This is a genomic window from Stenotrophomonas lacuserhaii, assembly GCF_014836545.1.
Lineage (GTDB): Bacteria > Pseudomonadota > Gammaproteobacteria > Xanthomonadales > Xanthomonadaceae > Stenotrophomonas > Stenotrophomonas lacuserhaii.
Window position 1 is genome coordinate 156360 of the sequence record NZ_JACSQS010000006.1, and the last position, 14981, is coordinate 171340.

The following is a 14981-nucleotide window of genomic DNA, read 5'->3' on the forward strand; positions in this document are numbered from 1 at the left end:
GGCCCTGGCCGGCAACCGGCCGGTAAAGATCAGAGCAGGACCACATCGAATTGTTCCTGCAGGTACTGGTCGTCCGCCTGGAAGCGGATGCTCTTGCCGAGGAATTCTTCCAGCTCGGCAACGGCGGTCGATTCCTCGTCGGTGATGCGGGCCACCACCTTCGAGGAGGCGATCACCAGCAGGCGCGCCGCTTCGAACTGGCGCACCGCACGGGTGATCTCGCGGAAGATTTCGTAGGTGACCGTTTCGGTGGTCTTGATGCTGCCGCGGCCGCTGCATTGCGGGCAGGTTTCCGAAAGCTGGCGCTCCAGGCTCTCCACGGTGCGCTTGCGCGTCATTTCCACCAGGCCCAGCGGCGAGAAGTCGTACACGGTGGTCTTGGCATGGTCGCGGGCCAGTGCTTTTTCCAGCGTGCGCAGCACCTGGCGACGGTGTTCGGCGTCCACCATGTCGATGAAGTCGATGATGATGATGCCGCCCAGATTGCGCAGGCGCAGCTGCCTGGCAACGGCCTGCGCCGCTTCCAGGTTGGTGCGGTAGACGGTTTCTTCCAGATTGCGCTGGCCGACGAACGAACCGGTGTTGACGTCGATGGTGGTCATCGCTTCGGTCTGGTCGATCACCAGGTAGCCACCGGATTTCAGCGGCACCTGCTTGTCCAGTGCGCGGCCGATCTCGTCCTCCACCCCGAACATGTCGAAGATCGGGCGGTCGCCAGCGTACAGTTCCAGCTTTTCGGCCAGCACCGGCATGTACTTGGCCACGAAGGCCTGCAGCTGCACGAAGGTTTCCTTGGAATCGACCTTCACCTTGTCCACGTCCTTGCGGATCAGGTCGCGCACCGAACGCAGCGGCAGGCTGAGGTCTTCATAGATCACGCTGCACGAAGCGGCCTCGCGGCCGCGCCGCTCGACCACGTTCCACACCCGCGACAGGTAGGCCACGTCTTCGGCGATCGCTTCGGCCGGTTGGCCTTCGGCGTTGGTGCGCACGATGTAGCCGTAGCCACCGTGCTGGGCCGACAGTTCGGTCACCAGCGCCTTCAGCCGTGCGCGCTCGCCTTCGTCTTCGATGCGCGCCGAAACGCCGACCACCTTGGACTGCGGCAGCAGCACCATGTAACGCGAGGGGATGCTGATCTGGGTGGTCAGGCGTGCGCCCTTGGTCCCGATCGGGTCCTTGACCACCTGCACCACGATGTCCTGGCCGTCGCGCAGCAGCTCCACGATGGGTACGCTGGAGGGCGGCGGCAGGGTGGTGCCGTCTGTGTCCGGGCTGGCCACCGGAGCCGGCCGCACCACATCGTTGGCGTGCAGGAACGCAGCGCGCTCCAGCCCCACTTCAACGAACGCGGCCTGCATGCCGGGCATCACCCGCTGCACTTTTCCCTTGTAGATGTTGCCGACCACGCCGCGCCGCCAGCCACGCTCGATGTGCAGCTCCTGCAGCATGCCGTTCTCGATCACCGCCACCCGGGTTTCGCGGGGGGTTACGTTGACCAGTATTTCTTCAGACATGTACGGCAGCCTCCGTGGCGGCAACAGGGTAGGAAGGCAAGCCCGCGCCGGCCAGCAGCCGGTCGGTCTGGTACAGCGGCAATCCCATCACGCCGGAATAGCTTCCGGCCAGATGGGTGATGAAGCGCTCTGCTTCTCCCTGGATGGCATACGCACCGGCCTTGCCGAACGGCTCGCCGGTAGCCACGTAAGCGGCGATGTGGGCTTGCTCCAGCGCGGCGAAGGTGACCTCGGACACCACCAGGTCCACCGACAGGCCGCCGGCAGAAGCCAGCACCACGGCGGTCATCACCTGGTGGGTGCGGCCGGACAGCGCGGCCAGCATGGCGGCGGCATCCCCGGCATCGGCCGGTTTGCCGAACACGCGCTCACCCAGCACCACTTCGGTATCCGAGCCGACCACCACCGCTGCGGGATCGGCGGCCAACACGTGGGCCAGCCCTGCGCGGGCCTTGTCGGCGGCTGCCCGCTGCACGTAGTCGCGCGGCGTTTCGCCAACCGCGCGCACTTCGGCCACGTCCAGGTCCAGGGTCTGGAACGGACGGCCAAGGCGGGCAAGCAATTCACTGCGGCGGGGGGAGCGGGAGGCAAGATAGAGCATCGACACAGCATACCCTGCGCGCACGGCCTGAATCGCAGGCAACGTGCCGCGGCCATGCGCAACCCCGTTCCGGCTCACAACGCGTTCATCCCTTCGCCAGCAACCTCGATGGCCTTCAAGGAGATCTCCATGCGTCGCCCTGTCCTCTCACCCCTGCTGCTCGCCCTGTCCCTCGCCCTGGGAGCTTCCGTGACCGCTCAAGCCGCCGTACCGGCCCCTGCCATCGCCCCGGTGGAAGGCACCCTGCTCAACGTATCGGCCAACGCCGAAGCCAGCCGCGTGCCGGACATCGCCACGCTCTCCGCCGGCGTGGTTACCCAGGCCGTGGACGGCAACACCGCGATGCGCGAGAACGCGCAGAAGATGGACACCGTGCTGGCCGCGATCAAGGCCGCGGGCATCGCCGAGCGCGACGTGCAGACCAGCGGGGTGAACCTGAGCCCGCAGTATCGCTACGCTGACAACGAGGCACCGAAGATCACCGGCTACCAGGCCAGCAACACGGTCAGCCTGAAGGTGCGTGACATCGCCAAGCTGGGCAAGGTGCTGGACGCGCTGGCCGCACAGGGCGCCAACCAGATCAACGGCCCCAGCTTCGAGATCGACCAGCCGGAACCGGTGTATGACGAAGCCCGCCTGGCCGCACTGAAGAAGGCCCAGGCCCGTGCGCAGACCTACGCCAAGTCGCTGGGCCTGCAGGTGCGCCGCATCGTCAGCATTTCCGAAAGCAGCGGCGGCGGCTTCCGCCCGGTGATGATGCGCGCGGCCGCCGCGCCGATGGCCGCCGACATGGCCAGCACCCCGGTGGCCGCCGGTGAAACCACCGTGTCGGTGAACCTGGACGTGGTGTTCGAACTCGGCCGCTGAGGCCTTCGCAGTTGAGTGCCGATCCACTGTTTGGTGGGTGACGACCGTCCTTGGTGGGTGACGATCGTTGGTCGTCACCGTTCTGCCCGGGTGCCAACTTGTAGGGACGACCTTGGCCGTCACGGCGATCTGCGGGTGACGACCAAGGTCGTCACTACGTAGCGCCATCGCCGTTACCTGACTCGTAACCAAACGAACGCGCCTGCCCCGCTGGGCACGCCGCGCTGGCCGCGCTATTGCTGATCCGCCGGCATCCACCGGCCCCGATGACGTCCCCCTGCTGGCTTTGCATGGAGGTGAACCATGGTTCGTACGTACCCGGTAGTCCCGCTCCGCTTCGACCCCGCCCGCATCGCCGCATGGAGCACCGCGATCGCGCTGCACGTGCTGGCCTTCATGCTGCTGGTGATCCCCGCCGCCTACGTGGCCGTCCCCCTGCCACGTGAGGCCCCGCAGATCCGCTGGATCACCCCGGACAAGCCACTGCCGCCCACGCCGGTTCCGCCGGAAGTCGTCCAGCAGGTCGCACCGCCGCAGACCGTGGTGAAACCGCAGCCGACGCCCCTGCCGACCCCCACCACCGTCACCGAGCAGGTCCCGGCCTACGCCGTGCCCGCCGCCGAACCGCAGCCCGCCCCCGTTCCGAGCGTGCCCCTGCAGGCCGCTACGCCCACCCGCAGCGGTCCTGGCGCACAACTGCGGTACCGCTCCGCCCCGCCGCCGACGTACCCGATCGCCGCCCTGCGTGGCCGTGAGCAGGGCACCGTCCTGCTGCGGGTGGAAGTCAGTGCCGAGGGCCGCCCCACTGCGGTTTCCATCGAACGCAGCAGCGGTTCGCGCGCGCTGGACCTTGCTGCGCGCCAGCAGGTACTGCGCCAGTGGCGATTCGAACCGTCCATGCAGGACGGCGTGGCCACGTCCTCGGTGGGCCTGGTGCCGATCGAGTTCTCCTTGCCAGAGTAAGGCGCGACAGGGGGTGACGGAGATTACCCCCTGTCCAGCTCCCTGACGGACGTCACAAAGCGGACCCGATTAAGCAAAATTTCACTCTTGCGTCACCTGAAAGAAACCTAGATTGGCGACATCGCGGGGCAAGGGGGCCTGCGGTAGGACACGCCACTACGTATTCCCAGTCAGGAGAGAGCTGTGAAATACCCGACCCTTCCACGTGCCAGCCGCCGCACGTCGCTTGCCACGTCCATCACCCACGTCCTTGCTGGCAGCGCGCTGCTGATCGCGGCCGCCGGATCCACGACGGCCTTCGCGCAGGACCCCGCCACCAACCTGGACCGGATCACCGTCACCGGCTCCAACATCCCGCGCACCAATACCGAAACCCCCTCACCGGTGCAGGTGGTCACCCGCCAGGAGATCGACCGTACCGGCAAGACCACGGTCGCCGAATACCTGCAGACCCTGACTTCGGACGGCTCCGGCTCCATCCCCAAGACCTTCGGCAACGGCTTCGCCGGCGGCGGCGCCGGCATTTCACTGCGCGGTCTGGGCGCCGGTTCCACTCTGGTGCTGTTGAACGGACGGCGCATGGCCACCTATGGCCTGGCCGATGACGGACAGAAGGTCTTCACCGATCTCAGCACCATCCCGCTGGATGCCGTGGAGCGCGTGGAAGTCCTGAAGGACGGCGCGTCTGCCACCTATGGTTCGGACGCCATCGCCGGCGTGGTGAACATCATCCTGCGCAGTGACTTCGAAGGCGTGATCCTGCGCGGCTCCTATGGCTTGTCCGGCGACAGCGACGGCGATGCGCGCAAGGCAACCCTTACCGCCGGTACCGGCAATCTGTCCGAAGATGGCTGGAATGCCTTCGCCAGCATCGACGTGGGCAAGTCCGATGGCATCCGCGTCAGCGACCGCCGCAACCGCGACTGGATCGGCACCGGTGACCTGCGTCGCTGGGGCTACAGCGCCGGCGGCAGCCAGTTCCTTGGCGGGGCGATCACCGGCAACGGCAGCGGCGGCGGCAACTCGCCGACCGGCAGCATCTTCAACCCGACCACCGGCCTGCTGGAATCACTGCCCGGTTGTTCAGGCCTTTCCAGTGTCGCCCCGCAGGATCCGGGCGGCGGCTGCCTGTGGGACATGGCCGACTATCGTGACCTGAGCCCGGAAGAGAAATACGTCAACGTGTTCGGACGTGCGACCTTCGCCTTCAGCGACAGCGCCGAAGCCTATGTGGAAATGGGCTACTCCAAGAAGGAAACCACCTTCAACAACACCCCGTCCAACGTGTCCGGCGCGTGGGGTTATCCTGGTGGCCCGGTCAATGCCAACAGTGGCCCCGGCGCCACCGTGCTGGCGGTCGGGCATCCCGACAACCCCTACGGCGAACCGGTGCGCGTGCGCTACAACGCCTTCGACGTCGGCCCGCGCGTGACCAACAACGACAACGAGTTCATCCGCTTCCTGGCCGGGGTAAAGGGCACCTGGGGCGAGTGGAGCTACGACACCGGCTACCTGCATTCGTCCACCAACCTGGTCAACAAGCGTGACGGCTTCCTGCGTTACAGCGCGGTGCAGTGCGTGCTGGGCGACCTGGCCTGCCCGGCTGGCACATGGAACATCGGTGCCGGCTCGGAAGGCAATCCGCAGAGCCTGTACGACTACATTTCCCCGACCATCCAGGCCACCGCCAAGAGCAGTCTGGACATGTTCGACTTCAAGGTGAACCGCTCGCTGATGGACCTGGCCGGTGGTCCGCTGGGGCTGGCGCTGGGCACCGAGTGGCGTCGTACCACCAACAGCCTGTCGCCGCAGACGTACACCGATGCCGGCGACATCATCGGGCTGGGCTTCTCGTCCTACGACGGTACCCAGAACGTCTACGCCGCCTATGCCGAACTGGCCGCGCCGGTGCTGGAATCGCTGGAACTCACCGCCGCCGCGCGCTATGACAAATACGAAAGCGGCGATGATTCGGTGACCCCGAAGGTCGGCTTCAAGTGGACCCCGATCGACTGGATCGCCCTGCGCGGCACCTATGCCGAAGGCTTCCGCGCGCCGAACCCGGCCGAAAACGGCGATGGTGGCCTGGCCGCCTTCTCCAATGCGCTCGACCCGGTCCGCTGCCCGGGTGGCACCCCCGCCCCGGGTGGCACGCAGGATGATTGCGGCCAGCAGCCGGTGGCGATCATCACCCGCCCCAACCCGCTGCTGGAAGCCGAAGAGTCCAAGAGCTATTCGCTGGGCATCGTGCTGCAGCCGACCCGCACGACGTCGATCACCGTGGACGCATGGCGGATCAAGCGCACCAATGAAATCGCACAGGGTTCAACGGCTGATGCCATCGCGTCAGGCAACGTGCTGCGCGATACCGACCTGCTCAATGGTGTGCCGGGTACCGGCTCGATCCTGGCCATCAACACGAACTACGTGAATGCCAGCGCGTCGAAGGTTGAAGGTATCGACACCGATATCCGCCAGGACATCCCGCTGGGTACTGCCGGCGACCTGCGGCTGGACCTGCAGTGGAGCCACACCAGCAAGTTCGAGCGTACCGAGGGTGACACCACCCACGAATACGCCGGCACCCACGGCAACTGCGATGTCACCAACTGCATCGGCACGCCGAAGGACCGCATCAACTTCGGTGCCACCTGGAACTACCACGACTGGTCGGTCAGCGGCATCGTCAACTACATCAGTTCGATGGACAACCTGGCCGAAACCGGCGGTACCAAGGAAGACGACTGCCTGAACTTCCGCGCCGATGGCAGCCCGGCCCCGGGCGACTGCAAGGTCGCTTCATTCACCACGTTTGATCTGTCGGCCAACTGGAAGGCCATGGATGGACTGGAGATCTTCGGCTCGGTGGCCAACGTGTTCGACCGCACCGCACCGCTGGATCCGGCCACTTACGGCGGCATCAACTACAACCCGCTGCACTTCAGCGGCGCCATCGGCCGCTACTTCACGGTGGGCGCGAAGTACACGTTCAACTGATCGGATTCATCGCGTGATGTGACCAAGCCCGGGCCCCGTGCCCGGGCTTTTTTCTGCGTGCATCGGCGCGCGGGATGACTAACGGCGACGCGTGGATCGGAGAACGCGCGCGATGCATCCCAGCACGCACCCTGCCCCCACGCCCAGCAGCGCGCCGTGGCCGGGCGCGGCGCCAAGCAGCCAGGCAAGCGGCATGCCCACGATCAGGCCGGCAAGGCCGAACCAGGCGATATCCCGATTTCGGGCTCGCTCGCGCGAGGCCGCCTTCAATGCCGCGGAACGGTACTGCTGTGCCTGCAGGTCGGGGTCGAGCACCGCCTCTGCGATGGCGGCGGCCTGTTGTTTCTCCATGAGTCACTGCTCCTGATGCCGATGCTGGCCGCTGAAGCCTACCGCCGAGCACGGCTCGGCGCTACCAGGGCGGGCACATGCGCTGGGTTACCTCATGGCTGGATCTCGGCCAGCGCGCGGTGCAACGGCGCGGCGGACACCTGGATCGGCCCATGGAACGGCACGCTCATGTCCAGCACGAAGTACACCGAGGTCGCGATCAAAGCGGCCGATAAAAGGAACATGCCGACCACCATCGGGTTGTGCGGGGCACGATAGCCGAAACTTCCATAGATCAGCGTCATCCACGCCATCAGCATCCAGATGATCAGGCGCGGCACGCTGGCTTCGGACTGTTCGACGATGCTCCATCGTTGCAGCACGACGGTCTGGTACTGCTGTCGCGCATTGGCCAGCAACCCTTCGTGGAAACGATCCGCTGGCGCGATACGATCCAGCGCGCCACCGACCTGGTCCAGTGCGTTGGCCGCCGGGTCGTGGTGGTGGACGAGGGCATCGTCGCTGCGCGCGGGATGGGCGATGGCGGTCTCGATGTACTCCCTGAGCCGCCGTCGGGTCTCCTCGGTTTCCACCCCGTACGTCCGCAGCGAGCGGTCGAACATGATCAGGCTGGTCGAAAAACCGTGCACGTTCGAATCGATGGTTTCGAAGGTGTTCTTCGACGAATTGATCAGCAGGCCGAACACCAGCGAGGTCATCACCACGAAGATATTGGCCACCAACCGCAGGACCGTATTGGTCTCGTCATCCCGGTGCCGGGCCGAAAGCCGCGGATACAGGTACATCATGCCGATCGACGCCGCGCTCAGGCAGGCGAAGACGATACCCGCTGTGATGATCTCACCCATCGTGACGCTCCGGCCAAGGATGGGCGCAGCATGCCACACAAAAAAAACCCGCATCTCGCGATGCGGGTTTTCAAAATGGCGCCCGAAGTTGGACTCGAACCAACGACCCCCTGATTAACAGTCAAGTGCTCTAACCGGCTGAGCTATTCGGGCAGACGACCAGTATAACGACTCTTCACGCGCGATGGTAGGGGTGGTTGGCCAACATCGCCGCGGCGCGGTACAGCTGTTCGGCGACGACCAGGCGCACCAGCATGTGCGGCAGGGTCAATGGGCCGATCGACCATTTTTCATCCGCCAGTGCCGACACCTCCGACGAATGCCCTTCCGGCCCGCCGATCAGGAACGCCAGGTCCCTGCCCTGCCCGCGCCAGTGCTCCAGCCGCTGCGCCAACTGTTCCGAGCTGAGCTGTCGGCCGGGCACGTCCAGCGCCACCACGCAGGCATTCTTGGGCAGCGCGGCAATCACCCGCTTGCCTTCGTCATCGGTCGCACGGCGCGCATCGCGGCCCTTGCCACGCAGGCCCGGCTCGATCTCCACCAGCTCGAACGGCAGCCAGTGCGAGAGCCGCTTCTGGTATTCGGCAAAGCCCTGCGCCACCCAGCTGGGGGCGCGTTCACCGGTGGCGATCAGTCGCGCTTTCATCAGGCTTCCTCATAACGTCCAACGGCGCCATCGGCGCCGTCGGGGGTACACCACGGGCAGCAGGTCGGTCGATCAGACCTCGTCGTCCTGGCCTTCTTCTTCTTCGTGCTGGCGACGCTGGTCGCCCACCGTCCACAGGCGCTCCAGCGCATACAGCTCGCGCACGCGCGGCAGCATGACGTGGACCACGACATCGCCCAGGTCGACCAGCACCCATTCGGCTTCGCGCTCGCCTTCAACGCCCAGCGGCATCATGTCCAGCTTCTTGGCGAAGCGGACCACTTCCTCGGCGATGGACTTCACGTGACGCGACGAGGTACCCGAGGCGATCACGAAGTAATCGGCGACGCTGGACTTGCCGCGTACGTCGATGGTGACCACGTCCTTGGCCTTCAGCTCTTCGGTGGCGTCGGTCACGCAGGCCAACAGCTGCTCCACGGAGGGCGGCGGGTTGGGCAGTTCGACCTTGATGGTCTGGGGTTGGGGCTGGTTGCTCAAAGCGGGTCGACTCGATAAACGTAGGGGGGATTATACGTGGGACCGGCGCGGGAGGCATTCACCGGATTCAGCCCCCAGGCGGACAAGCCGCTGACCTGACCCGCGCCGCCGGCTATGCCTGATAACGGGCCCGGTTGGGCGAGCCGATGATGGTGGCCCGCCGGTTGCGCGCCCTTTCCCATTGACTGGAGCATCACCATGAGCCTGCTTGCCACCTTCGTCGTCGCCTCGGGTATCGCGCTTGGTAGCGCTGCAGCGCCCGTCCAGGCGCCAGTAGGTCCTGAAGGGGATCCCTGCCCGGGTTGCGTTGCCTGGCGGTGCGATACGCGCGGAAGCGTCCACCTACCGTTGGTAGTGAATGAACCCGATCACAAACAGGCCGTCCTGCGTGCCATTTACGAGCATACCCGCGCCACCTTCGGCGGCCAGGTTCCCGCGTCGGTGACCTGCACCACGACGGGCGGATGACAGCTGCCAAGCCCCAGGATCACACACCGTAAAGCCGATGTCCGGTGATGTAACCCGCCACCGCCGGCGGTACCAGGGCCTGCCAGGTGCCGCCGGCGGCGATGCGGGCGCGGACCTCGCTGGCCGACTCGCTGCGCAGCGGCTGATGCAGGCGCAGCACACGCCCTGCCGCTGCATCCTCAAGGTCCTGCGGCTGGTCGGTCCAGCGGCCGTGCAGTGCCTGGCCCAGCACGCCCTCCACCACCTGCGGCAAGCTGCTGCCGGGGCGCTCGGCGACGATGAAATGCGCCAGCCCGAACAGGTCCTGCCAGCGATGCCAGGTGGCCAGCGACAGCAGGCTGTCGGCCCCCACCAGCCAGGCCAGCGGCGTATCCGCGCCGAACGCTTGGCGCAGTTCGGTCAGGGTATCCACGGTGTAGGACGGACGTTGCGGATGGCGGGCGGCGCGCTCCAGTTCGTGGCGATCCAGCAGCAATCCGGTTTCATCGGCAAGCGCCAGCTGCAGCATCCGGCAACGTTGCTCGGCGCTGGCGCCGGGTGCCGGACGGTGCGGCGGGTCGGCCGCCGGCAGCAGCCGTATCGGCAGGTTCAAGGCATCGCGTGCGGCACGGGCAATGGCAAGATGCCCGTTGTGCACCGGATCGAACGTGCCGCCGTAATAGATGCGAAGGCCCATGGCCAGCGCTCAGGCGCGCGCCAGCAGGCGTACCGCGCGTGCTTCGGACACCGCCACCAGCAGGCGTTCCAGGGCCAGCCACGGGTCACCGTCGGCGCGCCCTTTGGCAATGCGATCCACCAGCCCGGCTTCGGCAACGAAGCGCTCCCAGCGCTTGGCTTCCGGGTGCCGCTGCAGCGCGCGCTTGTACGGCGCCTGGCGGGACTCCCAGATGCCGCGTGATTTCATTTCCGCTGCCAGGTTGCCGCCCCGCGCCTGCACCTGGGCCAACGCAGCGCCAGCCAGCAGTTCACGGATGACAATCGGCATAAGGGCGGCCACCGCCTCGCCTTCGGCGCGCAGCCCGGCCACCATCCGCAGCACCGCGGTGGGCTGGCCGGAGAAGGTCGACTCCACCAGCCGGAAAACGTCATAGCGGGCCGCATCGGCCACCAGCGCGTCCATCTTTTCCACATCCAGCACCTGCCCGGATTCGACCAGCAGGGCCAGTTTGTCGATTTCCTGCGCGGCGGCCAGCAGGTTGCCTTCCACCCGCTCGGCCAGCCGCTGCACCGCTTGTGGATCGGCGCGCAGGCCCTTGCCACGCAGGCGGCGCTCGATCCACTCAGGCAGCTCGTGCGGCTTGATCGCCCAGGCTACCGAAATCACGCCGGCACGGCCTACGGCATCGGCCCACTTGCCCTGGTGCGATTTGCTCCATTCATTGGCGGTGATCAACAGCACCACGTCCGGTGGCGGTGAGGCGCAGAAGTCACTGATGACTTCGGCGCCTTCCTTGCCCGGCTTGCCGTTGGGCAGCCGCACTTCGATCAGGCGGCGTGCACTGAACAGGCTGGGCGCGTTGAACCCCGCCTGCAGCCGTCCCCAGTCGAAATCGCGCCCATCGGCATCGAATACTTCGCGTTCGCTGATGCCCTCTGCGCGCGCTTTTGCGCGCACCGCATCGGCCGCTTCCAGCACGCGCAGGGTTTCAGGCCCGGCGATGAGATAGACGGGCGCCAGCGGCTGACCGCCGGTGGCGCTGGCCAGCTGCTCCGGGCGCTGTTCCATCCGGGTGCCGGCTCAGTCCTGCACCGGCTTGGTGGCCGGCTGGGGGATGGGCTTGGCAGTGGGGATGGTGGTCTGGATGGCCGGGACGCCGGCCGGTGCCGGACCTGCCGGAATCACCTGCCCGTCAACCGGGCCTTCGACCGGGGCCGAAATACTGCGGCCTTCGCGCAGCTCGTTGCGTACCACGCTGTCGATGCGGCGGATGATCGAGGCCGACATTTCACGGCGCAGCTCATCGGCCAGGATCTCGCGCTCGGTGGTGGTGCCGGTGGCGTCGGTCGGCGGGGAAACGTAATCGCGCGACAGCTCGATCACCTGCTGCGGCACCAGTTCGCTGCCGTCTTCGCGGCGGAAGATGAAGATCACCGCGTAGCGCAGGCTGTATTCCTGCGCACGACCCTGTGCGTCGATGGCGATCGGCAGGTCACCCCAGCGCTCGGACAGAACCTGCAGCTGCGCGGCCGGTGCGGTCGAGTCGTCATCGGCCAGGGTCGCCCCGGACGCCCGCAGGCTGCGTCGCAGCAGCTTGGCCAGTTCGCTGTAGGGCGCGGTGGAGACCACCTTCACTGCTGCCGTGTCGGCCGGCAGCATCAGCTTGTTGCGCATGTGGAAGCCGCAACCGGCCAGGCCGAGGGCGAAGAGAAGGGCAAGCAGGATTCGGGTCATGGACACAGTCTGTAGTAGCCGGGCGGCTGCGGCAATACAGCCTGCCCGATGAGGCGTGAATGACGGTTGATCATCGGGGCCCGGGAAGGCGGTGACGACCAACGGTCGTCACCCACCAGAGCCTGGCGTCACCCACCGCGGTGGCGCGGCCGGGTCAGCCGACGACGATGTTCACGATCTTGCCGGGCACGATGATGATCTTGCGCACGGTCAGGCCTTCCATGAACTTGGCCGCGTTCGGTTCGGCCACCGCCAGCGCTTCGATCTGCTCGCGCGCCGCGTCGGCGGCGACCTCGATCGTGCCGCGCAGCTTGCCGTTGACCTGCACCGCCAGGGTCAGCGCATCGCGTACCAGGGCACCTGGATCGGCCTGCGGGAAAACCTGGTCTTCCAGCAGCGTCTGGCCATGGCCCAGCACCTGCCACAGCGCATGGCTGGCATGCGGGGTGATCGGGTTGAGCATCAGCACGATCGCCTGCAGGGCTTCGTGGCGCACCGCCCGGCCTTGCGGCGTGGCGTCATCGAACTTGGCCAGCGCATTCATCAGTTCCATCACTGCGGCAATGGCGGTGTTGAAGCTGTGGCGGCGGCCATAGTCGTCGCCGACCTTGCCGATGGTTTCATGGGTCTTGCGGCGCAGGGTCTTCTGGCCGGCGTCCAGCGCGGACACGTCCAGCGCCGGAGCCGCACCATCGGCCGCATGCTTGTGCACCTGCGCCCACAACCGGCGCAGGAACCGCGCCATGCCGTCCACGCCGGCTTCGTTCCACTCCAGCGACTGTTCCGGCGGTGCGGCGAACATCGAGAACAGGCGCACGGTGTCGGCGCCGTACTTGCCGACCATGGTCTGCGGGTCCACGCCGTTGTTCTTGGACTTGGACATCTTCTCCGTGCCGCCGACCACGACCGGCTGGCCGTCGGCCACCAGGGTGGCGCCGGTGATGCGGCCACGCTCGTCGCGCTGCACGTCCACGTCGGCCGGGTTGATCCAGTCCTTCGACCCGTCCGGGTTGGCGCGGTAGTAGGTTTCGGCGATCACCATGCCCTGGCACAGCAGGTTGCGCGCCGGCTCGTTGCTGTCCACCATCCGCGCGTCACGCAGCAGCTTGTGATAGAAGCGGAAATACATCAGGTGCAGGATCGCGTGTTCGATGCCACCGATGTACTGGTCCACCGGCAGCCAGTAGTTGCCACGCTTGTCCACCGCATCGCGTGCGCCCGGGGAGGTGTAACGGGCGTAGTACCAGCTCGACTCCATGAAGGTATCGAAGGTGTCGGTCTCGCGCTCGGCCGCGCCGCCGCAGTCCGGACAGGTGGTCTTGCGCCATTCCGGATCGGTCTTGATCGGCGAACCGGTACCCGAGAAGGCCACGTTTTCCGGCAGGACGACGGGCAGTTGCTCTTCCGGCACCGGCACCGCGCCACATTTGTCGCAGTAGATCACCGGAATCGGGCAGCCCCAGTAACGCTGGCGGCTGACACCCCAGTCGCGCAGGCGGTAGTTCACGCGGCGCTGGCCCTGGGCCTTGCGCTCGAAGCGTTCGGCCAGGGCTTCGAAGGCGCCCTGGAAATCCAGGCCGTCGAACTCGCCCGAATTGACCAGCTCGCTTTCGCGGCTCTTGTCGCTGTACCAGTCCTGCCAACGGCTGGCGTCGTACGCGGTTTCGTCCTTGCGCAGCGATTTCAGCGCGATGACCTGGCGGATCGGCAGGCCGTACTTGTTGGCGAATTCGTTGTCGCGCTGGTCATGGCCCGGCACGGCCATCACCGCGCCGGTGCCGTAGCCCATCAGCACGAAGTTGGCCACCCACACCGGCACCTGCTCGCCGGTCACCGGATGGATGGCCTTCAGGCCGGTATCCATGCCGCGCTTTTCCTGGGTTTCCAGTTCCGCTTCGGATACCCCGCCCTGCTTCAGCCCGGCCAGCAGTTCAGCCAGCTGCGGGTTGTTCCTGGCCGCATGCAGCGCCAGCGGATGTTCGCCGGCGATGGATACGAAGGTCACGCCCATCACCGTGTCCGGCCGGGTGGTGAACACGCGCAGCGGGTCCAGCGTGTTGCCCTCGGCATCACGTACGGCGAACTGGATCTCCAGCCCTTCCGAGCGGCCGATCCAGTTGCGCTGCATGGTCTTGACCGATTCCGGCCAGCCATCCAGTTCGTCCAGTCCGTCCAGCAGCTCCTGGGCGTAATCGGTGATGCGCAGGAACCACTGCGGGATCTCGCGCTTTTCCACCAGCGCACCGGAGCGCCAACCGCGGCCGTCGATGACCTGCTCGTTGGCCAGCACGGTCTGGTCGATCGGATCCCAGTTGACCACCGCGTTGCGGCGGTAGGCCAGGCCCTTGCGCATCAGGCGGGTGAACATGCGCTGCTCGTGGACGTAATAGTCCGGGTTGCAGGTGGCGAACTCACGCGACCAGTCGATGGCATAGCCCAGCGACTTGAGCTGGCTGCGCATGTGGTCGATGTTCTTGTAGGTCCACTTGGCCGGCGCGGTCTTGTTCTTGATCGCGGCATTTTCGGCGGGCAGGCCGAACGCGTCCCAGCCCATCGGCTGCAGCACGTTGTGCCCGGTCATCCGCTTGTAGCGGCTGATCACGTCACCGATGGTGTAGTTGCGCACATGGCCCATGTGCAGCGCGCCCGACGGGTACGGAAGCATCGACAGGCAGAAGTACTTCGGCTTGTCCGAGGTCTCGTTGACTTCGAAGGCACGGGTACCGTCCCAGAACTGCTGGGCGGCGGATTCAACCTGCTGCGGGTCGTAGGCGTTGGGTTCGACGCTGGTCATGGAACACACAAGTGCGGCGGCAAAGCGGCACAGGGTACC

14 protein-coding genes and 1 tRNA gene are annotated in these 14981 nt (G+C 66.4%); 4 read left to right on the forward strand and 11 right to left on the reverse strand.

Features of this window, described 5'->3' with window-relative positions; genetic code table 11:
- Window positions 1-29 precede the first annotated feature (29 nt).
- Window positions 30-1517: a ribonuclease G gene (rng, locus tag H9654_RS08280; RefSeq protein ID WP_042612244.1), complete on the reverse strand. Its 1488-nt coding sequence runs from the start codon at window positions 1515-1517 to the stop codon at window positions 30-32.
- Window positions 1510-2118 (reverse strand): Maf family nucleotide pyrophosphatase, encoded by a 609-nt coding sequence (locus tag H9654_RS08285; protein ID WP_191770429.1) that lies wholly within the window; start codon window positions 2116-2118, stop codon window positions 1510-1512. The genes rng and H9654_RS08285 overlap by 8 nt, the downstream gene beginning before the upstream one ends.
- A 129-nt stretch (window positions 2119-2247) precedes the next feature.
- Between H9654_RS08285 and H9654_RS08290 the strand changes: the two genes are divergently transcribed.
- The 3 genes from H9654_RS08290 (at window position 2248) to H9654_RS08300 (ending at window position 6945) form a co-directional block, all read left to right on the forward strand.
- On the forward strand, window positions 2248-2985 hold the full coding sequence (locus H9654_RS08290; protein WP_101100439.1) for an SIMPL domain-containing protein: 738 nt from the start codon (window positions 2248-2250) through the stop codon (window positions 2983-2985).
- Window positions 2986-3288: 303 nt separating this feature from the next.
- Window positions 3289-3948 carry an energy transducer TonB gene (locus H9654_RS08295; RefSeq protein WP_191770431.1) on the forward strand — a complete coding sequence of 220 codons (660 nt, stop codon included), beginning with the start codon at window positions 3289-3291 and terminating at the stop codon, window positions 3946-3948.
- A 183-nt stretch (window positions 3949-4131) separates the two neighbouring features.
- Window positions 4132-6945 carry a TonB-dependent receptor gene (locus tag H9654_RS08300; RefSeq protein WP_191770433.1) on the forward strand — a complete coding sequence of 938 codons (2814 nt, stop codon included), beginning with the start codon at window positions 4132-4134 and terminating at the stop codon, window positions 6943-6945.
- 78 nt (window positions 6946-7023) lie between these two features.
- Here the strand turns inward: H9654_RS08300 and H9654_RS08305 are convergent, their stop codons facing one another.
- The 5 genes from H9654_RS08305 to rsfS all read right to left on the reverse strand — a co-directional run bounded on the left by H9654_RS08305 (window position 7024) and on the right by rsfS (window position 9288).
- Window positions 7024-7296 (reverse strand): hypothetical protein, encoded by a 273-nt coding sequence (locus tag H9654_RS08305; protein ID WP_191770434.1) that lies wholly within the window; start codon window positions 7294-7296, stop codon window positions 7024-7026.
- A 92-nt stretch (window positions 7297-7388) separates the two neighbouring features.
- Window positions 7389-8144 (reverse strand): bestrophin-like domain, encoded by a 756-nt coding sequence (locus H9654_RS08310; protein ID WP_191770437.1) that lies wholly within the window; start codon window positions 8142-8144, stop codon window positions 7389-7391.
- A gap of 76 nt (window positions 8145-8220) precedes the next feature.
- A tRNA-Asn gene (locus tag H9654_RS08315) sits at window positions 8221-8297 on the reverse strand.
- 22 nt (window positions 8298-8319) lie between these two features.
- Window positions 8320-8790 (reverse strand): 23S rRNA (pseudouridine(1915)-N(3))-methyltransferase RlmH, encoded by a 471-nt coding sequence (rlmH, locus tag H9654_RS08320; protein WP_191770439.1) that lies wholly within the window; start codon window positions 8788-8790, stop codon window positions 8320-8322.
- Between the two features lie 72 nt (window positions 8791-8862).
- Window positions 8863-9288 (reverse strand): ribosome silencing factor, encoded by a 426-nt coding sequence (rsfS, locus tag H9654_RS08325; protein WP_042612238.1) that lies wholly within the window; start codon window positions 9286-9288, stop codon window positions 8863-8865.
- 198 nt (window positions 9289-9486) lie between these two features.
- On the opposite strand from rsfS, the gene H9654_RS08330 reads away from it, so the two are divergent.
- Entirely contained in the window at window positions 9487-9756 is a 270-nt protein-coding gene (locus H9654_RS08330; protein ID WP_157825147.1) for a hypothetical protein, read from the forward strand.
- A gap of 19 nt (window positions 9757-9775) precedes the next feature.
- Here H9654_RS08330 and nadD read toward each other — a convergent pair whose 3' ends face one another.
- The 4 genes from nadD to leuS form a co-directional block, all read right to left on the reverse strand.
- On the reverse strand, window positions 9776-10432 hold the full coding sequence (gene nadD / locus H9654_RS08335) for a nicotinate-nucleotide adenylyltransferase (protein ID WP_191770441.1): 657 nt from the start codon (window positions 10430-10432) through the stop codon (window positions 9776-9778).
- 9 nt (window positions 10433-10441) lie between these two features.
- Window positions 10442-11482 (reverse strand): DNA polymerase III subunit delta, encoded by a 1041-nt coding sequence (gene holA, locus H9654_RS08340; protein WP_191770449.1) that lies wholly within the window; start codon window positions 11480-11482, stop codon window positions 10442-10444.
- A gap of 12 nt (window positions 11483-11494) precedes the next feature.
- Window positions 11495-12148 carry an LPS-assembly lipoprotein LptE gene (locus tag H9654_RS08345; RefSeq protein ID WP_191770450.1) on the reverse strand — a complete coding sequence of 218 codons (654 nt, stop codon included), beginning with the start codon at window positions 12146-12148 and terminating at the stop codon, window positions 11495-11497.
- A gap of 154 nt (window positions 12149-12302) precedes the next feature.
- The gene (gene leuS / locus H9654_RS08350) at window positions 12303-14942 is read right to left on the reverse strand and encodes a leucine--tRNA ligase (RefSeq protein ID WP_101100395.1); all 2640 of its coding nucleotides are present in this window, start codon (window positions 14940-14942) and stop codon (window positions 12303-12305) included.
- Window positions 14943-14981: the final 39 nt, after the last annotated feature.